This is a genomic window from Polaribacter sp. KT25b (assembly GCF_900105145.1).
Taxonomy (GTDB): Bacteria; Bacteroidota; Bacteroidia; order Flavobacteriales; family Flavobacteriaceae; genus Polaribacter.
In genome coordinates this window covers 3,736,059-3,761,632 of sequence record NZ_LT629752.1, presented here as the reverse complement: position 1 = coordinate 3,761,632, position 25,574 = coordinate 3,736,059, and the positions used below count along the sequence as shown (strand labels likewise).

Sequence of the window (25,574 nt, the reverse complement as noted above, 5' to 3'; positions counted from 1 at the left end):
TTTGAGTTATACTAAAATAAAAACGAGTTATTAAAAAATTATTTAAACTTAAGAAATAATTTTAATTTACAAATCATTTTTTTACATCAGTAAATAATCTTTAATACTTTTAAAAAATATGAAGAAAAAAAGATTTAGAATTATTTTGACAATTACGGTAATAATTTTACTGATTCCATTAATTGCTATGCAGTTTACCAATGAAGTAAATTGGAAATTTCTAGATTTTATTGTGGCAGGAATTCTCCTATTAGTAAACGGATTGGTGTGGGATATTGCAATTAGGAAAATAAAAAAAACAAAACACCTAATTCTTGTAATTATTGGAATTCTCGTTATTATAGCACTTATTTGGACAGAACTTGCAGTTGGAATTTTTGGATCTCCTTTTGCAGGAAGTTAGGTTTTATATTCTTGCCACAAAAAATCTAAACCTTTCTCTTTAACCCAAATAAAGCCAAACAAAAAGCAATAATTATCAATACTGATAAAAACACATAACTCATTACTAAATTACTTGCGTTAGAAATTGCACCTAATAAAACAGGACCTGCTAAAAAGCCAATAAAACCAATTCCTGAAACAATAGAAATTGCTAATGATGTTTCTATCTCCTTATTTTTTCCTGCAATTCTATAAATTTCTGGAATAATTACAGAAAGTCCAAATCCTAATAAACCAAAACCTAAAACACTTAACACCAAGTTAGCTGTTATGATAAATAAATAAGCAACAAAAGCAATTATAGTTGAAAATAATATAATTTTTCTTGAACCAATTTTATGACTAAATCCATCTCCTAAAAAGCGACCAACTGTCATCGTAAAAGAAAAAATTATAAAACCTAAACCTGCTTTACTTTCCGAAACTTTTACAATATCAAACAGAAATAAATTGCTCCAATGTTCTACAGCACCTTCGTTAAACAAAATTATAAAAGCAATAATGGCAAGCACTAAAAGTGGTTTTACATTTTTAAAAAAAGAAGTATTGTCGTTTTGATTTTCTTTTTCTTCGCCAATTATTAATTCGTAATTCTTTGCTAAAAACAAGTTAGAAAGTATAACAAAAACAGATATTAACAACATATGTAGTTGAGGGTTAGAAAACATGCTCATAAATAAACTTCCAATTCCAGCACCAATAAATCCGCCTAAACTAAAAAAACCATGTGCCGCAGACATAAAATTTTGTTGTTCTCTTTTTTCAATATTTGATGTTAATGCGTTTAAAGAAATATCTGTAAAAGCAGAAAAAAGTCCCACACACAATAATGCTGCACAAAGCAGCAAATAACTTGGTGCTAATAAAGGCAAGTTAAACGCAATTGCCAATAAAAAAACACCAATTTTAGTTGATTTACCAACACCAATTAACTTATTAATTTTAGGAATAAACGGAATTGAAATTAACAATCCTAAAGCAGTAAAAAACAATGCAAAACCTAATTCACCATCATTTAAATTAAACTTTAATTTGATAAAAGGAATGTATAAAATCCAAGTTCCTATTAAAATATTAATAGATGAAAAAACCCAAGCAGGAGCAAAAAAAGTGAAATTAGAAAGAATTAAGCGTAAAGATTTCATAAAAATTATCTTGCTTTTTGATAATTATTTTTACTCGTTTAATGCATTCCAACCTTGCGCTTTTAACTCAATTTCTTGACCAGCTCTTGTTATTAATTGTAAACCTTGATTTTCTGCTGTAACATGACCAATAATAGAAAAATTAGGATTTCCTTTTATCTTATCAAAATCTGCAATTGGCACTGTAAAAAGTAACTCATAATCTTCACCACCACTTAAAGCAACCATTGTAGAATCTAACTCAAATTCTTCACAAGTAGAAATTACTTGAGGATCTAATGGCAATTTATCTTCATAAATTTTACATCCAACTTTACTTTGTGTACAAATATGAAAAAGTTCTGACGAAAGTCCATCAGAAATATCTATCATAGAAGTTGGTTTTATTTCTAATTCTTTTAATAAACCAGCAATATCTTTACGAGCTTCTGGTTTTAATTGACGTTCAATTAAATACGTATAATTGTCTAGATCTGGTTGATTATTTGGGTCAACTTTAAAAACTTGTTTCTCTCTTTCTAACACTTGCAAACCTAAATACGCAGCACCTAAATCTCCAGAAACCACAATTAAATCGGTTTCTTTTGCAGTGTTTCTATAAACGGCTTCTCCTTTATCAACCTTACCTATTGCAGTAACAGAAATTAAAATTCCTTTGGTTGATGAAGTCGTATCTCCACCAATTAAATCTACATTATAAGTTTCACAAGCTAACTGAATTCCGGCATACAATTCTTCAATTGCTTCTAAAGGAAAACGATTAGAAACAGCAATAGAAATAGTAATTTGCTCTGCCGTTCCATTCATTGCATATACATCAGATAAATTAACCATTACAGCTTTGTAGCCTAAATGTTTTAACGGCATATAACTTAAATCAAAATGCACACCTTCTATTAACAAATCTGTAGTAACTAAAGTTTGCTTTTCTGATGTGTCTAAAACCGCTGCATCATCTCCAATTGCTTTTATTGTTGATGCATTTTCAATTTTAAAATATTTTGTAATATGATTTATTAAACCAAACTCACCAAGTTCAGCTAAAGATGTTTTTTGTTGATTTTTGTCTTGTAACATAATGTAAAAATAAAAAGAAGTATTTTTAAAGCCTCAAAAGTACTCGTTATGGTTCGATTAATTGCAATATCTTTCTTTATTCTCATAGGAATCTCAAAAATATCAGCTCAAGAAGTAATAAACATTTCTGAATCGGAAGCAAAATCAGCTTCTAAAAAAGTGCTGTTTAAAGCAAATCCTAACACTTCTAATTACGATATTACCTATCATAAATTAGAATTCTCTGTAGATCCTGCAGTTGCATCTATATCTGGTAAAGTTACTACAACTTTTACAGCTTTACAAAACATGAATTCTGTTACTTTTGATTTAGATGATAACATGACTGTAATTGCTGTTACAGAAAACAACAACTCAGTTTCATTTACTCAAAACACTAATGATGAACTAATTATAAATTTACAAAACACATTAAATCAAGGTAATTCAACATCAGTTTCTATAACTTATAGCGGAAACCCAACAAGTAATGGTTTTGGTTCTTTTGAAGTAAATACTCATAATGGAACACCAGTTCTTTGGACACTTTCTGAACCTTATGGCGCTTTAGGTTGGTGGCCTTGCAAACAAGATTTAAATGATAAAATTGATGAAATTGATGTATATATTACAGCTCCAGAACAATATATTGCTGTTACAAACGGATTGGAACAAAGCGTAACAATAAGTGCAGGAAATAAAACAACACATTTTAAACATCAATACCCAATTCCTGCTTATTTAATTGCAATTGCGGTTACTAATTACGAAACCTATTCTCATACAGTTACTAATAACGGAAATCCTTTTCCTATTGTAAATTATGTGTATCCAGAAAGTTTATCTTCTGCACAAAATAGTACAGAAATTACTGCAGATATTATGAATCATTTTATCGATTTATTTGGCAATTATCCTTTTGAAAACGAAAAATATGGTCACGCTCAATTTGGTTGGGGCGGCGGAATGGAACATACAACGGTTTCATTTATGGGAAGTTTTGATAGAAATTTAATTGCACACGAATTAGCGCATCAATGGTTTGGAAATAAAGTTACTTGCGGAAGCTGGAAAGATATTTGGCTAAACGAAGGTTTTGCAACTTATTTAACAGGTTTAACTGTTGAACATTTAGATGGAGATAATTCTTTTAAAAGTTGGAGAAATTCAAATATTAGTTCAATTACTTCATCTACAAATGGCGCTGTTTATCTTTCTGATTCCGATACTACTAGCGTTGGCAGAATTTTTAATGGCAGATTAAGTTACAATAAAGGTGCAATGGTTTTACACATGTTACGCAAAAAATTAGGCGATACTGATTTTTATAAAGGACTAAAAAACTATATAACCGACCCAAATTTAGCTTACAGTTATGCAAAAACTCCCGATTTAATTGCTCATTTAGAAGCTGCAAGTAGTTTAGATTTAGCAGAATTTTTTAATGATTGGATTTACAATCAAGGATATCCAACTTATAATTTAGAGTGGTTTCAACAAAGTGACAACTCTATAAACATCACACTAAATCAAACACAAAGTCATAATTCTGTTTCCTTTTTTGAAGCTAATGTTCCTGTGCGTTTAAACGGAACAAATGGTGAAGTATTAGATTTAATTTTAGATAATTCAAAAAATGCACAAACCTTTACAAAAACTGTTTCTTTTACTGTAAGTTCTGTTCATATTGATCCAGATTTTCATTTAATTTCCAAAAATAATACGATAGTTTTAAATACAGAAAAACAAAATCTTACATTACATAATATAGAAATATTTCCAAATCCTGTGAATGATTTTTTAACGATAAAGACCACAAATAACACAACATTTAACAAACTAATTATTTACAATTTGTTAGGTCAAAAAGTATTTAAATCTACAAAAAATCAAGTAAATTTATCAGAAATAAAAAAAGGTATTTACATTATTAAAGTTGATACAGACGCTGGAATTATTCGTAAAAAAATCATCAAAAAATAATTTTTTATCATTTTAATAAGAGCAATCAATAAAACTAATTAATCTATTAGGTTTCATAATGAAAGTTTCCTTTTTTTATACGACTTATATCGTATATTTGCAGACAATTTAGATTTAATCTATTTAAAATTATGATAAAAGTTTCAGACACAGCAAAAAAGAAAGTCATTGAGTTAATGACAGATGATGGCTTTGACGCAACAAAAGATTTTGTGAGAGTTGGCGTAAAAAGTGGTGGTTGCTCAGGCTTATCTTACGATTTAACTTTTGATAACAAACAAGAAGAAAACGATAAAATTTTTGAAGAAAATGGTATAAAAATCATTGTCGACAAAAAGAGTTTTTTATATTTAGTTGGTACAACTCTAGAGTATTCTGGTGGATTAAACGGAAAAGGATTTGTATTTAACAACCCAAACGCAAATAGAACTTGCGGTTGCGGAGAATCATTTTCACTTTAAAACTTAAGAAAAGAGATGTCAAAATATACTGAGGAACAGCTAGAACAAGAATTAAAAACCAAAGAATATGAATATGGTTTTTATACAGATATAGAAAGTGAAACCTTTGCAAAAGGGTTAAATGAAGACGTAGTTCGTGCAATTTCTAAAAAGAAAAATGAGCCACAATGGATGACCGATTGGCGTATTGAAGCTTTTAGAGTTTGGGAAAAAATGGAAGAACCAGATTGGGCAAATGTAAATTACCCAAAACCAAATTTTCAAGAAATAGCATATTACTCTGCTCCTAAAAAGAAGCCAACATTAAATTCTTTAGACGAAGTTGATCCAGATTTATTAGAAACTTTTAAGAAATTAGGAATTTCTATTGATGAGCAAAAAAAACTAGCCAATGTTGCAGTTGATATTGTGATGGATTCTGTTTCTGTAGCCACTACTTTTAAGAAAACATTGGGTGAAAAAGGTATTATTTTTATGCCAATTTCAGAAGCAATTCAAGAACATCCAGAATTGGTTAAAAAATATTTAGGAACTGTTGTACCAACAACAGATAACTTTTATGCGGCATTAAATTCTGCTGTTTTTTCTGATGGATCTTTTTGTTACATCCCTAAAGGAGTACGTTGTCCAATGGAATTATCAACCTACTTTAGAATTAACGAAGGAGGAACAGGACAATTTGAAAGAACTTTAGTTGTTGCAGATAAAGGTAGTTATGTTTCTTATTTAGAAGGATGTACAGCGCCACAAAGAGATGAAAATCAATTACACGCTGCCGTTGTAGAATTAATTGCAATGGATGATGCAGAAATTAAATATTCTACGGTTCAAAACTGGTTTCCTGGTGATGAAAACGGAAAAGGTGGTGTTTTTAATTTTGTAACCAAAAGAGGTTTGTGCGAAACAAATGCAAAAATTTCTTGGACACAAGTAGAAACTGGTTCTGCAGTAACTTGGAAATATCCTTCTTGTATTTTAAAAGGAAACAATTCTGTAGGAGAATTTTATTCAATTGCAGTTACCAATCATTATCAACAAGCAGATACAGGAACTAAGATGATTCATCTTGGTAAAAACACAAAATCTACCATTATTTCTAAAGGTATTTCTGCAGGAAAATCTCAAAACTCATATAGAGGTTTGGTTCAGATAAATTCTAGAGCAGAAAACGCACGTAACTTTTCTCAGTGTGATTCTTTATTAATGGGTAACGAATGTGGTGCACACACATTCCCTTACATAGAAGCTAAAAATAAATCGGCACAAATAGAACACGAAGCAACTACAAGTAAAATTGGTGAAGATCAATTGTTTTACTGTAACCAACGTGGTATCGATACAGAAAAAGCAATAGCATTAATTGTAAACGGATTTAGTAAAGAAGTTTTAAATAAATTACCAATGGAGTTTGCTGTGGAAGCTCAAAAATTATTGGAAATTTCTTTAGAAGGTTCTGTAGGGTAAAATAAAAATCATGAAAAAAATAATCATATTATTTTTAGGTTTAGCAATTGTAAGTTGTAAAAAAACCGAGAAAAAAGTAGAAGAAACCGCTAAAGCTGATGTAAAATTATATCAATTAGTAGGTGGTTCTATTTTTGTAAAAAAATTAGAAGCTTTTTCTCAAGACACAACATACACTGGGCAAACTAAACAATTTACAGACGCTTATTATGTAATTTCTCATCCAAAAGGAAACTTAATGTGGGATGCTGGTTTGCCAGAACAATTAGTACAACCAGAACCTTTTGATGAACCAAGTGGTGTTTTTAGAATTCAAAGACCCGATTCTTTGGTTAATCAATTAAAAACAATTGGTTTTAAGATTGAAGATTTCAACTATTTTGCCATGTCTCATTCTCATTTCGATCATACAGGACATGCAAATTATATGAAAGATGCCAAATGGATTGTACAAGAAAACGAATACAATGCAAACCTTGGTGATACATTAAAAGCTAAAAATCCTGCGTTAGCAGCATTAAAAAATGTACAAAAAATTAAAGGTGATTATGATGTTTTTGGAGACGGAACGGTAGTTATAAAATATACTCCGGGTCATACAATAGGACATCAATCTTTATATGTTGAAGTTGCTGGTTTAGAAAAACCAGTTTTATTAACAGGAGATTTATATCACTTTGAAGAAAACAGAGCAACAAAAGGGGTGCCTTCATTTAATTATGATGCAAAAGAAACCTTAGAAAGTATGGATAAGTTTGAAACTTTTGCAAAAGAAAAAAATGCAGAAATTATTATTCAACACTCGCCAATAGCATACAAAAAATTAGAAGAATTATTAAACAGCTTAGAGCCTAAAGCTTAAAGCAAATAGCATAAAAAAGATGTTAAAAATTAACAATTTACACGCAAATATAGAAGATAAATCAATTTTAAAAGGATTGAATTTAGAAGTTAAAGCAGGTGAAGTACATGCAATAATGGGACCAAATGGTGCCGGAAAAAGTACTTTAGCAAACATTATTGCAGGTAAAGAAGAATACGAAGTTACAGACGGAAATATTGAATTAAACGGTGAAGATATTAGTGAATTAGCACCAGAAGAAAGAGCACATAATGGGGTGTTTTTATCTTTTCAATATCCGGTAGAAATTCCTGGAGTTTCTGTAACAAACTTTATTAAAACAGCTATTAACGAAACTAGAAAAGCAAAAGGTTTAGAGGACATGCCTGCAAAAGACATGTTAAAAATGATTCGCGAAAAATCTGAATTATTAGAAATAGACCGTAAATTCTTATCACGTTCTTTAAACGAAGGTTTTTCTGGAGGAGAAAAGAAACGTAACGAAATCTTTCAAATGGCTATGTTAGAGCCAAAATTAGCCATCTTAGATGAAACTGATTCTGGTTTAGATATTGATGCTTTGCGTATTGTTGCAAACGGTGTAAACAAGTTAAAATCTAAAGACAACGCAGTAATTGTAATTACACACTACCAACGTTTATTAGATTATATCGTTCCTGATTTTGTGCACGTTTTATACGATGGAAAAATTGTAAAATCTGGTGATGCTTCTTTAGCTTTAGAATTAGAAGCAAAAGGTTATGATTGGATTAAAAAAGAACTTGTTTAAGTTCACAGTAAAATCAGTAGCAGTTTGCGGTTAGCAACTGTGTGTAAAAGTTAGTTAAGAATATAAAAAATCAGCCATCAGTAGTTTTATGATATCTCATAAACTGCCAACTGAAGACTGAAAACTGAAGACTGAAACAATGGAATTAAAAGAAAAAATACTATCATCATATGTAGCTTTTGAAAATGGACTAGACATCAATTCTGATGTTCATGAAATTAGAACAGAAGCTTTTGAAAATTTTGAAAAATTAGGTTTCCCAACTAAGAAACTAGAAGCTTGGAAATACACATCTTTAAACTCAGTTTTAAAACACGATTATAGTATTTTTACCAACAAAGGAAACGATGTTGAAATGGCTGATGTTAAACAGTATTTTATTCATGATATAGATACTTATAAAGTTGTTTTTATTGATGGTAAATACAGTTCTTTTTTATCAGAAACAACACATGATACTATAGATGTTTGCTTAATGTCTGCGGCATTTTCAAAACCAAAATACAAGGCTTTTGTAGAAAACTACTATAACAAAGTTGCTAAACAAGACAGTTTAACGTCTTTAAATACAGCTTTTGCAACAGAAGGCGCATATATTCATATTCCAAGAAATGTAGAGGTAGAAAAGCCAATACAGATCATTAATTTTACAACAGGTTCTGAAGCTGCAACAATGGTGCAACCAAGAAATTTAATTGTGGTAGAAGAAAATGCACATGTTCAAATTATAGAACGCCATCAAAGTTTAACTTCAAACCCAGTTTTATCTAATATCGTTACAGAAATTTTTGCTGACAAAAGCTCAACTGTAGATTATTATAAAATTCAAAATGATGAAGAAAATGCTTCGTTAGTTGATAATACTTATGTAGATCAAAAATCTAATAGTGTAGTTTCTGTGCATACTTTTTCTTTTGGAGGAAACATTACAAGAAATAATTTAAACTTCTATCAAAATGGAGAACATATAGATTCTATTTTAAAAGGAATTACCATTATTGAAGGAAAACAACATGTAGATCATCATACTTTAGTGCATCATATAGAGCCAAATTGTGAGAGTCATCAAGATTATAAAGGAATTTTTGACGAACGTTCTACAGGAGTTTTTAACGGAAAAGTAATTGTAAATAAAGAAGCTCAAAAAACTAATGCTTATCAACAAAATAATAATGTTTTAGTAAGCGATAGAGCTACAATTAATGCAAAACCTCAACTAGAAATTTTTGCTGATGATGTAAAATGTTCTCACGGTTGTACAATTGGTCAATTAGATGATGATGCTTTATTTTACATGCAACAACGTGGAATTCCTAAAAAAGAAGGGAAAGCTTTATTAATGTATGCTTTTGCAAATACAGTTTTAGAAAGTGTAAAAATTCCAGAAGTTAAAAAACGAATTAACAAGTTAATTGCTGAAAAATTAGGAGTTAATATTGGCTTTGATCTATAAGTATATAAGTTAAAAATTAGTTTAAAAGAGCTAAAAGAAACTACACTTATGTTATAATTTTGTGATGAACCAATAAAAACATTTCATTATGAACAAAACTATAAAAACGATATTATTAATAGTAGGAGTTATTTTATTAGCATACGGAATTTACACGATGGTTATTCCAGAAACTCAAGTATCAATTGGAGATTTAGATTTAATTGAATCACAAGACAACACTAATTCTTATATTACTATTGGCTTAGGACTTGTAGCTGTAGTTTTAAGTTTGATAAAAGGAAAAAGCTCATAGCTTTAGAAAAATATAGCATAAAACCACTCAAAGAGAGTGGTTTTTTTATTGCTTTATACTTTTAATAATTCCACTTAAAAAAGTATCAATATCTGCATTTTTAGTTAATCCCATTCTAACAACTACCAAATCTTGATCTGGTAAAACAAATACATTCTGCCCTTGATAACCATTAAAAGAAAACATGTTTTGTGGCACATTTTTATATGTTTTTCCTGCGTTTAACCAAATTTGAGCTCCGTAAGTTCCATTTGAAGTGGGCGTTGCTGTTGTGGCATATTTTACCCATTCTTTACTAAACATCTCTTCTCCATTCCAATTTCCATTATATAAATACAGTAATCCTAATTTAGACCAATCTCTGGCAGTTGCCCAAGCATAAGAAGAACCCACATAATTACCAGCCAAATCTCCTTCTAAAACCATTGAGTTCATACCAATTTTATCTATTAATTCTGCATACCAAAAATCTAAATATTCTTGATGTGTTTTAAACTGATTTCTTAAAATTCCTGATAATAAATTTGTAGTTCCAGAAGAATAATTCCAGGATTCATTAGGCTTGCCAATCAACGGTTTATCAATTTGAGATTTAGTCATATCGCGCTCTAAAAATAACATTTTAGAAACATCAGAAATGGAATTATAATCTTCATCCCATTCTAAACCAGAATTCATTTGTAGTAAATTATGAATAGTTATTTCTTTTCGTTCATCATTTTGCCAAGCAGAAATAGGTGCTCTATCAAACACGTTTATTTTTTTCTGATGTTCTAAAACTCCAAACAAAGTACTTACAATACTTTTAGTCATCGACCATCCTAAAATTTTAGAATCTTTTGTAAAACCATCTGCATAACGTTCTGCAATAATCTGATTTTTATAAATTACAACTGCTGCCCTAGTTTGATTAACTGAATCAAACAAAACATTTAAAGTTTCTTCTAATTTTGAATAATCTACATTATTAAAAATAGTATCTTTTTGTGCCCCATTTCCATAAGGAAAAGGCGTTATATTATCGGCTATTCCTCTTTTTGGCGATAAATATTTTTTACTTAAATCCTCTTCTTCTAAAGTCAAAACACTACCTAAACCTTCTCTAACAAATGCTTTTCTTGTTAACAACCCAAAAACACTTGAAGTTACTGATTTTTCATCAGTATTTACTGTGTCATCCGCTAAATTAATAGGAGAAAAATTAGTGTCAGTTTTGTTTGTAAATTCAAGAGTTCTATCAGCAACAAAAACAGACGAAGCTGTACTTTTAGCAGAATAACCAGCAATAATATTCAATTTTGGATAATTATAAATTACTGCAGCAATCATAATTACAAGCAATATTATTAAAATTCTTTTAAAAATTTTCATGGATGTTTGGTGTTTGTTTATGTAAAAATAAGAAATTCATATTGACTTTATTACATCTTTAAAATTGCATGCTTTATCTTTGTATTTCAAAATCATTTTTATGTTTAATATTGATAAAATTCGAGAAGATTTTCCTATTCTAAAAAGAACAGTTCACGGAAAGTCTTTAGTTTATTTTGATAATGCTGCAACTTCGCAAACTCCACAAATTGTAATTGATGCAATTGTAGATTACTATAGCAATTACAATGCAAATATTCACAGAGGTGTGCATACTTTGAGTCAAGAAGCTACAGATAAATATGAAGAAGCGCGTATTAAAATTCAAAAGCATTTTAATGCAAAAGAAGCGTTTGAAATTATTTTAACATCTGGCACAACACATAGTATTAATTTGGTTGCATCTGGTTTTGCATCGCTTTTAAATAATGGTGATGAAATAATTGTATCTGCCTTAGAACATCATTCAAATATTGTTCCTTGGCAAATGTTATGCGAAAAAACTGGTGCTATTTTAAAGGTAATTCCCATGACAGATGAAGGCTCTTTAGACATGAAAACCTATCATCAGTTATTAAATAAAAACACAAAATTAGTTTTTTGTAATCATGTTTCTAATGCTTTAGGAACTATAAATCCTATAGAAGAAATTATTGAAGCTGCACATAAAGTTGGTGCTGCTGTTTTAATTGATGGCGCTCAAGCTACACCTCACATAAAACCAGATGTTCAAAAATTAAATGTAGATTTTTATGTGGCTTCTGCACATAAATTGTGTGGCCCAACAGGAGTTGGTTTATTATACGGAAAACAAGAATGGTTAGAAAAATTACCTCCATATCAAGGTGGAGGAGAAATGATAGAAACTGTAACTTTCGAGAAAACGACCTATGCAGGTTTGCCTCATAAATTTGAAGCAGGAACACCAAATATTTGTGGAGGAATTGCTTTTGGTACAGCAATTGACTACATGAACTCCGTTGGTTTTGAAAATATAGCAACTTATGAAAATGAGCTTTTAAAATACGGTACAGAAGAACTCTTAAAGATTGATGGTTTACAAATCTATGGAACCTCGAAAGAAAAAACAGCTGTTATTTCTTTTAATATTAATGAAATACATCCTTATGATATTGGTGCAATTTTAGACAAATTAGGAATTGCAGTTAGAACAGGCCATCATTGTGCACAACCTATTATGGATTATTATAAAATTCCAGGAACCATAAGAGCTTCCTTTTCTTTTTACAATACAAAAGAAGAAATTGATGTTTTGGTAGCAGGTGTTAAAAGAGCAAAAATGATGCTTTCTTAATTGTCTTTGCAAGGAACTAAGCGATCTGCTTATTTAAAACTACAGTTTACTTTATTATTTCTTTTTTATTGACACTTTCTATATAAACAAAAAAAGGTTGAGAAAATTCTCAACCTTTTTTTGTTATCTAATTTTTAAATTTATCTTAATGTTGGTGAGTATACAGCTGTTAAATCATTTGCTTTATTAATGTTGTTAGATTCTATAAAATTAGAACCATATTTAGCATCAATAGCTTCTAAGATTTTATTTGCCATTAAACCATATCCTCTAGTTGTTAAATGAATTCCATCTAAACTAACTAAACCACCAGTTACAAAACCGGTAGTAAGCGTATACGAATCAAACATAATACCTGAACCAGCTGCTGCATTAAGAAGAGCATTTAAATCTGCAATCGCCAAGCCATTATCAACTGCAATACTTGTAATACTTTCATTATAAGAATCGGTTGCAGATTGAATTGCATCTTTTTCTTGTGGTGTTAAAACCCATTGGTCTGCTAAAGGAACAGTTACTCCGTTTATTAACTGTGCATTTCCACCTACAGTTGTACCAATAAAACTAGAACTCGTTAACAAAAGGAAATCTTCTGCAGTTGCTTGTCTATACTTTGGAATCGCTGCAAAAGCAGGATTAATAGCTCCTAAATCTGTTAAATCTTCATCTATAATTACAACTGCATTTTGACCAGCAGCAAAAGAAATTGTTCTTTTATCTAACTCTTCTTGTGTAAATAAACCCGTTCCAGCTAAAGCGGCAAAAGCTTGTTGGATACCTCCATTATAACCTGCATAACCAGTATTTACAGCACTTGCAGTTGCTGCATCTAACGGTACTGCATTATAAGGCACTGTTGTAAAAAAAGGTAAATTTACAATTGATGGTACAGTTACAATAACTCCTTTAGCTCCTGCTGAAGTTAAAGTTGTTACCATTGCATTCATCACTGTTTCAAACACTACAGGAGATGTAATATCATTTGGCCCGTAGGTACTTGCATCATAATTAGTAGTTTGTACAGTTCCTATTCCACCAGAAGTTGCATATGAAAGTACATCGTTACCTCCTATTTCTGAAATACTGAAAAAAGTAGGTGCTTGTGCCATTGCATCAGCCAAAACCGTTGTAGTTTCTGAACTAGACATTCTAGCAAAATAAGGATTAGCTGTTCCAGCTATAACACCTGGTATACTTCCATAACCTGGAGCAATCATATGAAAACTTTTTGCACTTGGTATACCAAAATTATTAAAAGATCCTGTAAGTTTAGAAGTAACTTCTGTTGTTGGAGTAGCATCTAATCTAACTGGGCCAGCACCATTAAAATACAATCTTGGTTCTACAATTACCTGACCTCCATAAGTTAAACCACCGATATTATCACTAACTAAAGGCTGAATAAATTCTCCACCCCCCATAGCAACCATTTGATTTGCCATCATTTTTGGAAAAGAGTTTTGCTGTCCTGCTAAAAAAACAGAACCATCTACAACTCCACCAGAAAATGAAGCTCCTAACGCCACAAATTTAGAGAAATTAGCAGATCCTGAACTAGCTGCTGGATATTGTATAGTTTCTTCTAGAATTGTGTCTAATTCATTATTTACATCACAAGAAGCAATGCTTAATGATAAAAGAAACAAACCTATATATTTATAATTTTTCATCTATTTTATATTTTTTAATTATTTATTGTCCAAGAAAGATAATATTGAGAACCTATTGCTCCTACTCCTGGAGCACTTAAATACTCTTGACCAGTTAAATTTGCTCCTCCTAATTTAAAGACAGATTTTAAACTTGGAACGCTATAGTTAATTTGTGCATCTAATACAGTTCTCGCTTCTATTGTACCATCTAAGAAAGTAGATTCCCATCTGTATTTATCTTGCCATCTGGCATTAATGTTAAAACCAAAGTTTTTAAATAAATCTGTTTTACCAAATTGTAATTTTACTTTATGTTCTGGAGTATTAAAACCTGCTTCAAAATCTGGATTTGACGCTTGATCAAATTCAAATTTAGCAAGTGTATAGTTAAAACCTACATCAAACCCGTCTAAAATCTTTGTATTTAATCCAATACTAGCACCATAAGAACTAATGTCTGCGGTTGAATTAGCATATAATTGAAATACTTTATAACCACCCGTTAAATTATAAGGAACTATAACATTTGTATTTGCTATAAAATCTTCATATTGATTGTAATAAACACTTAAATCTACCGTAAATCTATTAGAATCACCAGTATTTACTAAACCTCTATATCCTATTTCATAAGCGGTTACTTTTTCTGGTTTCACAAAAGCTAAATCAGCTTTTACGGTTCCTCCACTTGCTAAAGTATAAGAGTTTTCATAAGCATCTCTACCTGTTAAGGTATAAGTTTGGCCATCTCCTGGATCTGTAAAAGTTGTTGAATATCTATCAATATTATCCTCAACACCACCTACTAAAATAGCATTACCAACATCTAAACCTATGTATTGATCTTGTGTTGTTGGGTTTCTAAATCCTGTTTGAAAAGAAGCTCTAAAATTTTGATTTTTATTTTCTCCACCTGCATATGCAAATGAAACTCTTGGTGAAAAATTACCATCAAAATTTTGTGCTTTATCGTAACGAAGAGATGCAGTTACTTTTAAGCGATCTTCATCTAAAAAGTTTTTTTGAACTTGTGTATATATACCATATTCGTCATAATCAATAGGACCATCTGTATCTGTAAATATATTTCCAAAAGAATTTAAAGAATACCTTCTATAAGAACCACCAATTTGTAATTCTGCAAAATCTATAACATCTTGAAAATTATAATTTGCATCTCCATGATATAATTTAGTTTCATCTCTAAATTTAGAACCTGTTATTAAATTTGCGTCAGAAGTTACTTTATTAAAAGCTTCTTTAAAACCTGCTGTTCCAGGCAATAAACGATTTCTGTCTGCATAAGATCTAGCTGCTTGATGAGAACCTGTTGTAAGATATGCGCCTGCATATTCTGTAAACCAGTTAGTATCTCCACTCCATTCTCTATTAATATTTAAAGCAGTAAATAATGTATTGTATGAATCTCCAGCATCTTCAGCAGTAACATATCCTCTTACAAAAAAGTTTTTACCTTTAAGTTCTAATTTATGCTGCTCCATAAAAAAGTTTTTGATAGCATATTTTTGACCTCCTAAATATTGCGTTGTACCTGTACCTAATTTAGAATTCCAAATAATCTCTAAACGATCATCACCAAAAGGGCGATAATGTAAAGCTCCTAAAAATTTAACGCTTTCTACATCATAATCCATTAAATCTGTTTCATTATAACCTGTTCTACTTACTCTACCAATTGCGCCACCTAAATCTGTTGCAGCAACATCTCCATAAACATTTACACCGTTATAATCATTAACAGATTCTCTAGTTCCAGGTGCATATTCACCATCCGCAGTATTTCTATAATCTGTTGCAAACCAATCTGTACCTTGTAAAACAGCAAGTGTTGCTTTTGCAGCAAACTTATCAGAAAAAGCATACGCCATTCTAAGGTTAAAATCTGTAAACTCATTATTACCACCAGCATCTTGACTTGTAATTCCTCCTTTTAAAGAAACACTAATTCCTTGGTCTTCAAAAGGACTTTTACTTGTCATAAACATAATACCATTAAAAGCATTTGCTCCATATAATGCAGACGATGCTCCTGGTAATAGCTCTACTGTTTTTACATCTAGCTCAGACATACCTAATAAGTTACCTAAAGCAAAATTTAATGCTGGCGATGAATTATCCATACCATCTACCAATTGCATAAAACGTGTGTTAGAAAATGTAGCAAAACCACGTGTATTAACAGATTTAAATGTTAAACTGTTTGTATTTACATCAACTCCTTTTAAGTTTTCTAAGCCATCGTAAAAACTAGGGGCAGAAGTGTTTTTAATAGATCTAGCATCCATTCTTTCTATAGTTACCGGGGACTCCATAATACGTTCTGGAGTTCTGGAAGCAGAAACAACAATTTCGTCTAAAGAAGTTTCATTTTCTTTTAAACTAACCTCAACTTTTTGATTGTTTTTTGTAATTTCTGCGGTTATACTATGAAAACCAATCATAGAAATTTCAATTGTAAAAGGTGGTTTGTCTGTAACTATTAATACAAAATTTCCATCAAAATCTGTACTTGTTCCTACAGCTCTTCTAGAAATTTTAATATTAGCTCCAGGGAGTAAATCTCCCGTTTTTGCATCTTTAACAGTACCTGTAACCGTGGTTTGACCAACCATTGCTAAGCTACTAAATGCAATAAATGCAACTAGTAAAATCTTTTTTATCATAATTTAAATTATTTGTTAACTATCACGAAAATACAATTTTTTTTGAATTTACGAATAAATAGGCAATAAATTTGTGTTTTTGTTAAAAATATAGTCATACTATTATCAAATAATAACCTTGCAAGTATCAAATTTTATTTAACATTTTAAGTTACAGTTATTGTACATTTGTACTTTACAAAATTTCTTTCCTTGAAAATAGTACAAGACACTTCTAATTTTTCTGATAAAGAAAAAACATATGTTACCATTGGCACTTTTGATGGTGTTCATTTTGGGCATCAAAAAATTATTGAAAAACTAGTTAATGAGGCTAAAAAAGCGAATAAAAAATCGGTGGTTTTAACTTTTTTTCCGCATCCAAGAATGGTGTTACAAAAAGATGTAGCTTTAGAATTAATTAACACAATTGATGAACGAGCTGCTTTATTAGAAAAAACGGGTTTAGATTATTTAATTATTCATCCGTTTAGTAAAGAGTTTTCTAGAATGACGGCGCTAGAATTTGTGCGAGACATTTTAGTAAATCAATTAAATATATCGAAATTAATTATTGGTTACGATCATCATTTTGGTAAAAATAGAGAAGGAAATATTGTTCAATTAACAGAATATAGTCATTTATATGATTTTGTTGTTGAAGAAATTCCAGCACAAGATATTGATGATGTTTCTGTAAGTTCTACAAAAATTAGACGCGCTTTAGCTAGTGGTAATTTAGAAACTGCCAATGATTATTTAGGCTATAATTTTATGCTGAATGGCAACGTTGTAAATGGTAAAAAATTAGGTGGAAAAATTGGTTTTCCTACAGCTAATATTGATGTTAATGAAACCTATAAATTAATACCTAAAACTGGTGTTTACATAGTAAAATCTAACATTGACAATAAAACTGTTTTTGGAATGATGAATATTGGCAGTAGACCAACTGTAAATGGCAAACATCAAACAATTGAGGTTCATTTTTTTGATTTTAACCAAAATTTGTATGATAAAAATATAACTGTAGAATTGATTTATTTTTTAAGAAATGAAGAAAAATTTGATTCTGTTAATACTTTAGTTCAGCAACTTAAAAAGGACGAAAAAACTGCTAAAGATTATATTAAAACTAATTGCTAATAGGTTTAACTAAAAAATAAACCTTCTAATCTATATTTTGTTAAAAAGACTTTCACGTTTTAAAAAATGATAGCTCTAAATATTTATAATATTCTTTCTTTTTAGAACTACAATTTGCATTAAGGATAGAGCAATTGCTTGAGCTCTTTTTTGTTTTTCTACAAAAAAAGCGAGTGCGAAAGCCTGACCCTTGTGGTAACGCCCAAAAAAAATTGAATTAAGAAAACTTTTTTCTAGTGTTTTATAGCATTTATATGCGTAACTATTGTCAAATTTTTTATTTCTGATTTACGCCAAAATCAACATGACAAATTATATATTTGCAATTCGTAATTTCAAGAAAAATGTTACAAGTAAATTTTATTAGAGAAAACAAAGAAGTTGTTTTAGAAGGATTGGCAAAACGTAATTTTGCAAATGCTACAACTATTATTGAGCAAGTGTTAACTGCAGATGAAAATAGAAGAGCTACTCAAGTTGAGTTAGATACTACTTTAGGAGAATCTAATAAACTATCGAAAGAAATTGGAAACCTTTTTAAATCTGGAGAAATAGAAAAAGCGAACATTTTAAAAGAGAAAACTGGTTTATTAAAAGAAAGTTCTAAAAATTTATCTGATAAATTAACCATGTATGCAGATGAATTGCAAACGCTTTTATATCAGATACCAAATATTCCTCATGCTTCTGTAAAACAAGGAGTTTCTGCGGATGATAATGAGAACATTTTTAGCGAAGGAAATATTCCTGATTTAGGAGAAAATGCTTTGCCTCATTGGGAATTAGCAAGAAAATACGACATTATAGATTTTGAATTAGGTACTAAAATTACTGGTGCTGGTTTTCCTGTTTATAAAGGAAAAGGCGCAAGATTACAACGTGCTTTAATCAATTATTTTTTAGATAAAAATACAAAAGCTGGTTATACAGAAGTGCAAGTGCCACATTTGGTAAATGCAGATTCTGCAACGGCAACTGGGCAATTACCAGACAAAGAAGGGCAAATGTATCATTGTGAAGTAGATGATTTGTATTTAATACCAACAGCAGAAATTCCGATTACAAATATGTTTCGTGGAAATTTAATGCAAGAAACCGAGTTTCCTATAAAAGCTACTGGTTACACACCTTGTTTTAGACGTGAAGCGGGAAGTTATGGTGCGCATGTTCGTGGTTTAAATAGATTACATCAATTTGATAAAGTAGAAATTGTTAGAATTGAACACCCAGACAATTCTTACGCTGCTTTAAATGAAATGGTAGAGCACATTAAAAATATTTTAAGAGAATTAAAATTACCTTACAGAATTTTGCGTTTGTGTGGTGGAGATACTGGTTTTACTTCTGCTTTAACATTCGATTTTGAGTTGTTTTCTACAGCACAAGACCGTTGGTTAGAAATTAGTTCTGCTTCTAATTTTGAAACTTTTCAGGCTAATAGATTAAAACTTCGTTTTAAAAATAAAGATGGAAATAGCGAGTTTGCACATACTTTAAACGGAAGTTCTTTGGCATTACCGCGTGTTTTAGCAGGAATTTTAGAAAATTATCAAACTGCAAACGGTATTAAAATACCTGATGTTTTAGTACCTTATTGCGGGTTTGATATTATAAAATAGATTTCAGTTTTCAGTAGCAGCTTACAGTTTATCATCTTACTGAAAACTGAGACTGAAAACTGCAAACTAATTAGCTATTACTGCAGTTAATAATCTTTTGTATTTATTCATTTCTAAAAGCGCATTAAAGTAAGCACTAATTTGTCCTGTTTTCATAAACTCGATAGAGTTTAATTTTGCGTTTTCGTATTTGTTGTTTAGATCGTTCATCTTTTTAAGTTTTGGTTTGTTTGTACAATAAAGACAAGTTTCGTGCCAAAATGTTACAAGAGAAACTTAAAACTTAATAGGCTTTAATAAAAATTTAACATTTTTGTTGATTATCTTTGAATTAACATGAAGCACTTTCTTATACTTATTTTATTAACTTTTAGCAGTTTAAGCTTTTGTCAAGAAACTGATCAAAATGATTTTTTCTTGGCAGACACTTATTATAGACAAGGAGAATTTGAAAAAGCAACTCAAATTTTTAAAAAACTTTATGATAAAAGTCCGTTTAATACCACTTATTTAAGCAAGCTAATTACTTGTTATCAAGAAACCGATAATTTTAAAACTGTAGAAAAATTACTTCAAAAGCGAATTCAACAAAACAACACAGTAGCTTATTTGTATGTTTTTTTAGGTTACAATTACGAACGTCAACAACAAGAAGAATTGGCAAATGCTAATTACCAAAAAGCAATAAATTCTTTAGATAAAAATCCTGCTTATGGCACTGCAATTGGTAATCTTTTTAAGTATTACAACTTACTTGACAATGCGATTTTAGTTTATAAAAAAGTAATGGAACAAAATCCGAATGCAAACTACAGCTTTCAAATTGCACAGATTTATGGAGAAAAAGGTAATTATCAAAAAATGTTTGAATCTTATTTAGATTTGGTTGCTAAAAACGTAAGTTACCTAAGTTTAGTACAACGATATGCAAGCAAATATATTACAGATGATGCAGAAAACGAGACCAATATTTTATTCAAAAAAACACTTTTAAAAAAGTCTATTAGTAATGCAAAAAACGAGTGGAATGTTTTGTTAAGCTGGTTATTTGCGCAACAAAAAGAATATGGAAAAGCGCTAATACAAGAAAAAGCTTTATACAAAAGAAATCCTTTTAATCTTGATGAAATATTTAGTTTAGGAAAATTAGCTTTTGATAATGAAGATTTTGAATCGGCTAAAAGTTGTTTCGATTTTATCAACGAGAAAACATCTTTTGCAGAAGAAAAAATTGATGCAAATTTATACTTGGTAAAAATTGCTGTAGCAACAAAAAACCCAGAAACCGAAAAAATATTTGAATCGTTAATTACAGAATTTGGTATTAATGAATTTACCATAAATCTTCAAGTTGAATATGCAAATTTTTCAACTTTTAATAAAAATAATCCAGAAAAAGCAAGAGCTATTTTAGAAAAAGCTTTAACATTTTCTCGTTCAAAATTTGATGAAGCCAGCATAAAATTAAAATTAGGCGATGTATTGGTTTTTAGTGGAAATTATAACAAAGCACTGATCTATTTTTCTCAAATCCAAACGCAATTAGAAGATCATGAACTAGCGCAAGAAGCACGTTTTAAAGTGGCGCAAACAAGCTATTTTAAAGGCGATTTTACTTGGGCAAAAGCACAATTAAAAGTATTAAAAGGTTCTACAACACAACTTATTGCAAACGATGCGTTAGATTTATTTTTAAAAATTACAGACAACGAACCTGTAGATTCTATTCCGTCTGGATTAAAACAATTGGCAAAAGCAGAATTATTAGCATATCAAAATAAAGATGCAGAGGCATTAGCAGAAATAGAAACCTTATCTAAATCTAAAAAAATATTGGTAAATGGACTTGTTCCTGGTGAAGTTATTTATGATGATGTGCAATTTTTTAAAGCAAAATTATACATAAAACAAAAAAAATATGATGATGCAATTATAACTTTAGCAGAAATTATTGCAGCCGATAATCAAAGTTTTTTAACAGATGATGTTTATTTTATGATGGCAGAAATGTATAATTATAATTTAAACAACGTAGAAAAAGCAAAAGAATATTATCAGAAAATAATATTTGAACAACCTTCAAGTATTTATTTAGTAGAAGCCAGAAATAAATTTAGAAAATTAAGAGGAGATACAATTTAGTTTTTGGTTGATGGTTACTAGTTTATGTAAAATTTTTATTAAAAAACCAAAACACACAACGTAAAACCTTCAACTAAAAACCAAACACTAACAACTAAAGAAATGTATATATACAACGTAACAATTAATATAAATGAAACTGTTCATGAAGAATGGTTAACTTGGATGGAAACTCACATTCTTGATGTTTTAAACACTGGCAAATTTATATCGGCAAAACTAACTGAGGTTTTGGTTGATGAAGAAATGGGAGGTAAAACTTATTCTGTACAATACGCAGCAAATACAAGAGAAGATTTAAACGATTATTACGAAAAAGATGCGGATAGATTACGCATAAAAAGTTTGAAAAAATTTGGCGATCAAATATTGGCTTTTAGAACAGAATTAAAATTAGTAAAAGAATTTTATCCTACAAATGTTAGTAATTAATTTATTGTTAATACTAAGCTATAAATTTAGAAAAGGTTAAACAAGAAATTCACCAATTTTCACAAAAATCTATTTTCTATGAGCAATTGTGGCAGAAACTATTTTACAAAGATTAACAGAATAAGTTAAAAAAATCACTTATTCTATAAACTAACTCCTACGCCAATAGAAAAAGCATCAATCTTAGAAACACCAATTTTAAAATGCTCATATCCAGAAGAAATATGATAGTTTTTAATATGGTATTTTAACAACAATTTTGTGTTATTTACTTCTCTACTGTTGATGTTTGTCCATTTATGAGAAAACTTAAAACTAATTGGTTTTGCAACAAACCATTCTGCGCCTAAACCAATACCAAAACCAGTTTTATTTACATCGTAACCTACATGCATAACACCTAATCCAAACCAAGCATCTAGTTTTTGAGTTCGTATTCTATGATAATTAATTAAAGCCGAATACATAGAAAATTGATCTCTATTTGTGTTTATTTTTTCGGTTAAATACAAATAGTCAAACTCCAAACCAAAACGTTTTAAAAAGCGAAAATCTACACCAAAATTATTTCCATATAAATTACTATTTTCAATTACAAAGTTATTGGTAATATCAAATCTTGCAATATTATAATTCATAGAATCTGTATAAATAAAATTTCCATGAAAAGAGTTTTTATAAGGATAATTAGCAAGTTCTGCATCGTGCATTCTACCATTTAATTCAAATGGAGATTCTATTGCAACACCATAAGCAGTGTAAGCAAATAAATCTATAAAAATACCCGCAAAAAAAGATCTAAATGAAGAATTATCATTGTAATTTCTTGTTCTTCTACCAGATTTTTTTGTTGTTGATCTAGTAGTACTAGAAGTTGTGTTTGGAGAAGCGCTAGACTCTTTTAAACTTTCTTTTCCTTCTTCTAATTTTCCGGTTTGAGCAAAAGAAACAAGATTCATAGCAAAAAGGAACATAATTAATACAAATATTCTTTTCATTTGGTTGATTTTAAACTTAAACCAACCAAAAATTATGCCGAAATTAGAGTACATTTGCTCTTTAAATCTTAAAAACTCTCATCTTGTCTGTAAAAGCAAAAAAACATTTAGGTCAACATTTTTTAACTGATGAAACCATCGCAAAAAATATTGCTGATGCTTTAACGGGAACAGGTTATAATAACGTTTTAGAAATTGGCCCAGGTATGGGCGTTTTAACAAAGTATTTATTACAAAAAAAACCAAAAGTTACTGTTCTAGAATTAGACAGAGAATCAGTAAGTTATCTTAAAGACACATTTTGGTTAGAGCATATAAAATTAGATACTTCTAAAGACAAGTTTACCATTTTAGAAGGCGATTTTTTAAAGCAAAATATTGAGGAACTTTTTGATAAAAAACAAGTAGCAATTATTGGTAATTTTCCCTATAATATTTCTACTCAAATTGTTTTTAAAGCAATTGAATATAGAGAATTTGTACCAGAATTTGCCGGCATGTTTCAAAAAGAAGTTGCTATGCGAATTGCAGAAAAAGAAGGCAGTAAAATTTATGGAATTCTTTCTGTTTTAACACAAGCTTTTTTTGATGTTGAGTATTTATTTACGGTTCCGCCAACTGTTTTTAATCCGCCACCAAAAGTAGATTCTGGCGTAATAAGACTTATCAGAAAAAAAGATTATTCGCTTCCTGTAGATGAAAAATTATTTTTTAGAGTGGTAAAAACAGCATTTAATCAACGAAGAAAAATGTTACGTTCTAGCTTAAAGTCCTTTAATCTTTCGGAGTCCTTAAAAGAAGACCCTATATTTGCGAAAAGGCCAGAACAACTATCTGTAGCTGACTTTATTTTACTTACCCAAAAATTAGCAAATCATGGCATTTGATATTACCAATGACTTTCTAGACAACCTTACAGATCTCATAGAATCTAACAATAAAACTGCAATTCATGACCTTTTTGAAGATCATCATTATGCAGATATTGCAGAAGTTTTAGATGAGGTAGATTTTGATGAAGCTGTTTATATTATAAAACTTTTAGACAGCGAGAAAACATCAGAAATCCTTACCGAATTAGATGAAGATATTCGTGAAAAAATACTAGATAATTTATCTGCAAAAGAAATTGCTAGAGAAATTGGTGAAATGGATACCGATGATGCTGCTGATATTATTGGTGAATTATCCGAAGAACGCCAAAGAAACGTAATCTCTGCATTAAAAGATGAGGAACACGCAGCAGATATAAAAGAATTGTTATCTTATGATGATAACTCTGCAGGTGCTTTAATGGGTAAAGAGTTGGTTAAAGTTTATGAAACTTGGACCGTTGCTGGTTGTATGCGCAGAATAAGAGCTCAAGCAAAAGAAGTAAGCAGAGTACACTCTATTTATGTTGTAGACAAACAAGATAAATTAATGGGACGTCTTTCTTTAAAGGACTTAATTGTAGCAAAAAACGATCAAAAAATTTCAGAAATTTATATTGATAAAGTAGATTTTGTTAATGTAAATGAAGATGACGAAGAAGTTGCCAAAATTATGTCTAAATACGATTTAGAAGCAATACCTGTTGTAGATGATAATAACATTTTATTGGGTAGAATTACTATTGATGATATTGTAGATGTTTTAAAAGAAGAAGCAGATAAAGATTATCAATTGGCAGCTGGTTTAACACAAGATGTAGAAGCAGACGATACAGTTTACCAGTTAGTAAAAGGGCGTTTACCTTGGCTAATTTTAGGATTATTTGGTAGTTTGGGTGCTGTAATTATTATGCAGAATTTTCAAACAATTATGGAAAACCCAGAATACAAAGCGTTGTTCTTTTTTACTCCATTAATTGCTGCAGTTGCAGGAAATGTTGGTGTACAATCTTCTGCAATTATTGTTCAAGGTTTAGCTAACGATTTAATTAAAGGTAGTTTATGGAGTAGGTTATTAAAAGAAATAGCAATAAGTTTAATAAACGGCTTACTACTTTCTATTATAATAACCATTTTTACAAGCATTTTAGGCTTTCATTTTAGCTTTAGTTTAGCAATTTCTATTTCATTAATGTCGGTAATTATAATTGCTTCTTTAATAGGAACTTTTGTACCAATTATTTTAGATAAAAGAGGTATAGACCCAGCATTAGCAACAGGTCCGTTTATTACCACAAGTAATGATATTTTCGGAATTCTAATTTATTTTTCTATAGCAAAATTTATTCTTGGAATTTAAAATAAAAATCCTGAGGTTTTTTAAGCCTCAGGAAAAAAATTATAAATCGTCCCCCAACAATAGTTACATTTT

General features: G+C 29.9%; 22 protein-coding genes. 15 read left to right on the top strand and 7 right to left on the bottom strand.

Features of this window, described 5'->3' with window-relative positions:
• Positions 1-118: 118 nt before the first annotated feature.
• Positions 119-403 carry a hypothetical protein gene (locus tag BLT70_RS16345; RefSeq protein WP_091896860.1) on the top strand — a complete coding sequence of 95 codons (285 nt, stop codon included), beginning with the start codon at positions 119-121 and terminating at the stop codon, positions 401-403.
• Positions 404-428: 25 nt separating this feature from the next.
• Here BLT70_RS16345 and BLT70_RS16340 read toward each other — a convergent pair whose 3' ends face one another.
• Both BLT70_RS16340 and thiL read right to left on the bottom strand, forming a co-directional pair.
• A complete protein-coding gene (locus BLT70_RS16340) occupies positions 429-1,589 on the bottom strand; it encodes a sugar MFS transporter (protein WP_091896857.1) in 1,161 nt (386 codons plus the stop codon).
• A gap of 30 nt (positions 1,590-1,619) precedes the next feature.
• On the bottom strand, positions 1,620-2,666 hold the full coding sequence (gene thiL / locus BLT70_RS16335; RefSeq protein ID WP_091896854.1) for a thiamine-phosphate kinase: 1,047 nt from the start codon (positions 2,664-2,666) through the stop codon (positions 1,620-1,622).
• 48 nt (positions 2,667-2,714) lie between these two features.
• Between thiL and BLT70_RS16330 the strand changes: the two genes are divergently transcribed.
• The 7 genes from BLT70_RS16330 to BLT70_RS16300 all read left to right on the top strand — a co-directional run bounded on the left by BLT70_RS16330 (position 2,715) and on the right by BLT70_RS16300 (position 9,932).
• The gene (locus BLT70_RS16330) at positions 2,715-4,628 is read left to right on the top strand and encodes a M1 family aminopeptidase (RefSeq protein ID WP_091896851.1); all 1,914 of its coding nucleotides are present in this window, start codon (positions 2,715-2,717) and stop codon (positions 4,626-4,628) included.
• A 131-nt stretch (positions 4,629-4,759) separates the two neighbouring features.
• Positions 4,760-5,089, top strand: coding sequence for an iron-sulfur cluster assembly accessory protein (locus tag BLT70_RS16325; RefSeq protein ID WP_091896848.1), 330 nt, complete (start codon positions 4,760-4,762; stop codon positions 5,087-5,089).
• Positions 5,090-5,104: 15 nt separating this feature from the next.
• Positions 5,105-6,553 (top strand): Fe-S cluster assembly protein SufB, encoded by a 1,449-nt coding sequence (gene sufB, locus BLT70_RS16320; RefSeq protein WP_091896846.1) that lies wholly within the window; start codon positions 5,105-5,107, stop codon positions 6,551-6,553.
• A gap of 10 nt (positions 6,554-6,563) precedes the next feature.
• Positions 6,564-7,415 (top strand): N-acyl homoserine lactonase family protein, encoded by an 852-nt coding sequence (locus tag BLT70_RS16315; protein ID WP_091896843.1) that lies wholly within the window; start codon positions 6,564-6,566, stop codon positions 7,413-7,415.
• 19 nt (positions 7,416-7,434) lie between these two features.
• The gene (gene sufC, locus BLT70_RS16310; protein ID WP_091896840.1) at positions 7,435-8,184 is read left to right on the top strand and encodes a Fe-S cluster assembly ATPase SufC; all 750 of its coding nucleotides are present in this window, start codon (positions 7,435-7,437) and stop codon (positions 8,182-8,184) included.
• Positions 8,185-8,323: 139 nt separating this feature from the next.
• Entirely contained in the window at positions 8,324-9,637 is a 1,314-nt protein-coding gene (gene sufD / locus BLT70_RS16305; protein ID WP_091896837.1) for a Fe-S cluster assembly protein SufD, read from the top strand.
• Positions 9,638-9,725: 88 nt separating this feature from the next.
• The gene (locus tag BLT70_RS16300; protein ID WP_091896834.1) at positions 9,726-9,932 is read left to right on the top strand and encodes a hypothetical protein; all 207 of its coding nucleotides are present in this window, start codon (positions 9,726-9,728) and stop codon (positions 9,930-9,932) included.
• Between the two features lie 45 nt (positions 9,933-9,977).
• Here the strand turns inward: BLT70_RS16300 and BLT70_RS16295 are convergent, their stop codons facing one another.
• Complete coding sequence (locus tag BLT70_RS16295) at positions 9,978-11,303, bottom strand: serine hydrolase (RefSeq protein WP_091896831.1); 1,326 nt, start codon at positions 11,301-11,303, stop codon at positions 9,978-9,980.
• Positions 11,304-11,403: 100 nt separating this feature from the next.
• On the opposite strand from BLT70_RS16295, the gene BLT70_RS16290 reads away from it, so the two are divergent.
• Complete coding sequence (locus tag BLT70_RS16290; RefSeq protein ID WP_091896829.1) at positions 11,404-12,618, top strand: aminotransferase class V-fold PLP-dependent enzyme; 1,215 nt, start codon at positions 11,404-11,406, stop codon at positions 12,616-12,618.
• A gap of 140 nt (positions 12,619-12,758) precedes the next feature.
• Here BLT70_RS16290 and BLT70_RS16285 read toward each other — a convergent pair whose 3' ends face one another.
• Both BLT70_RS16285 and BLT70_RS16280 read right to left on the bottom strand, forming a co-directional pair.
• Positions 12,759-14,288, bottom strand: a complete 1,530-nt coding sequence (locus tag BLT70_RS16285; protein ID WP_091896826.1) for a G-D-S-L family lipolytic protein — start codon at positions 14,286-14,288, stop codon at positions 12,759-12,761.
• Between the two features lie 14 nt (positions 14,289-14,302).
• The gene (locus BLT70_RS16280) at positions 14,303-16,954 is read right to left on the bottom strand and encodes a TonB-dependent receptor (protein ID WP_091896823.1); all 2,652 of its coding nucleotides are present in this window, start codon (positions 16,952-16,954) and stop codon (positions 14,303-14,305) included.
• Positions 16,955-17,146: 192 nt separating this feature from the next.
• Here BLT70_RS16280 and BLT70_RS16275 point away from each other — a divergent pair, with 192 nt between their 5' ends.
• Together BLT70_RS16275 and serS are read left to right on the top strand one after the other, a co-directional pair.
• Complete coding sequence (locus BLT70_RS16275; RefSeq protein WP_091896820.1) at positions 17,147-18,079, top strand: bifunctional riboflavin kinase/FAD synthetase; 933 nt, start codon at positions 17,147-17,149, stop codon at positions 18,077-18,079.
• 344 nt (positions 18,080-18,423) lie between these two features.
• Positions 18,424-19,698 carry a serine--tRNA ligase gene (gene serS, locus BLT70_RS16270; protein WP_091896818.1) on the top strand — a complete coding sequence of 425 codons (1,275 nt, stop codon included), beginning with the start codon at positions 18,424-18,426 and terminating at the stop codon, positions 19,696-19,698.
• Between the two features lie 66 nt (positions 19,699-19,764).
• On the opposite strand, the gene BLT70_RS17280 is transcribed toward serS, so the two are convergent.
• Positions 19,765-19,908 (bottom strand): hypothetical protein, encoded by a 144-nt coding sequence (locus BLT70_RS17280; protein ID WP_172824432.1) that lies wholly within the window; start codon positions 19,906-19,908, stop codon positions 19,765-19,767.
• 126 nt (positions 19,909-20,034) lie between these two features.
• Here BLT70_RS17280 and BLT70_RS16265 point away from each other — a divergent pair, with 126 nt between their 5' ends.
• Positions 20,035-21,840, top strand: coding sequence for a tetratricopeptide repeat protein (locus BLT70_RS16265; protein ID WP_091896816.1), 1,806 nt, complete (start codon positions 20,035-20,037; stop codon positions 21,838-21,840).
• A 102-nt stretch (positions 21,841-21,942) separates the two neighbouring features.
• The gene (locus BLT70_RS16260) at positions 21,943-22,272 is read left to right on the top strand and encodes a DUF4286 family protein (RefSeq protein WP_091896814.1); all 330 of its coding nucleotides are present in this window, start codon (positions 21,943-21,945) and stop codon (positions 22,270-22,272) included.
• A 143-nt stretch (positions 22,273-22,415) separates the two neighbouring features.
• Here BLT70_RS16260 and BLT70_RS16255 read toward each other — a convergent pair whose 3' ends face one another.
• On the bottom strand, positions 22,416-23,270 hold the full coding sequence (locus BLT70_RS16255; RefSeq protein WP_157691929.1) for a hypothetical protein: 855 nt from the start codon (positions 23,268-23,270) through the stop codon (positions 22,416-22,418).
• Positions 23,271-23,353: 83 nt separating this feature from the next.
• Here BLT70_RS16255 and rsmA point away from each other — a divergent pair, with 83 nt between their 5' ends.
• Both rsmA and mgtE read left to right on the top strand, forming a co-directional pair.
• A complete protein-coding gene (gene rsmA / locus BLT70_RS16250; protein ID WP_091896809.1) occupies positions 23,354-24,157 on the top strand; it encodes a 16S rRNA (adenine(1518)-N(6)/adenine(1519)-N(6))-dimethyltransferase RsmA in 804 nt (267 codons plus the stop codon).
• Positions 24,147-25,502, top strand: a complete 1,356-nt coding sequence (mgtE, locus tag BLT70_RS16245; protein ID WP_091896806.1) for a magnesium transporter — start codon at positions 24,147-24,149, stop codon at positions 25,500-25,502. The genes rsmA and mgtE overlap by 11 nt, the downstream gene beginning before the upstream one ends.
• The last annotated feature ends 72 nt before the right edge of the window (positions 25,503-25,574 follow it).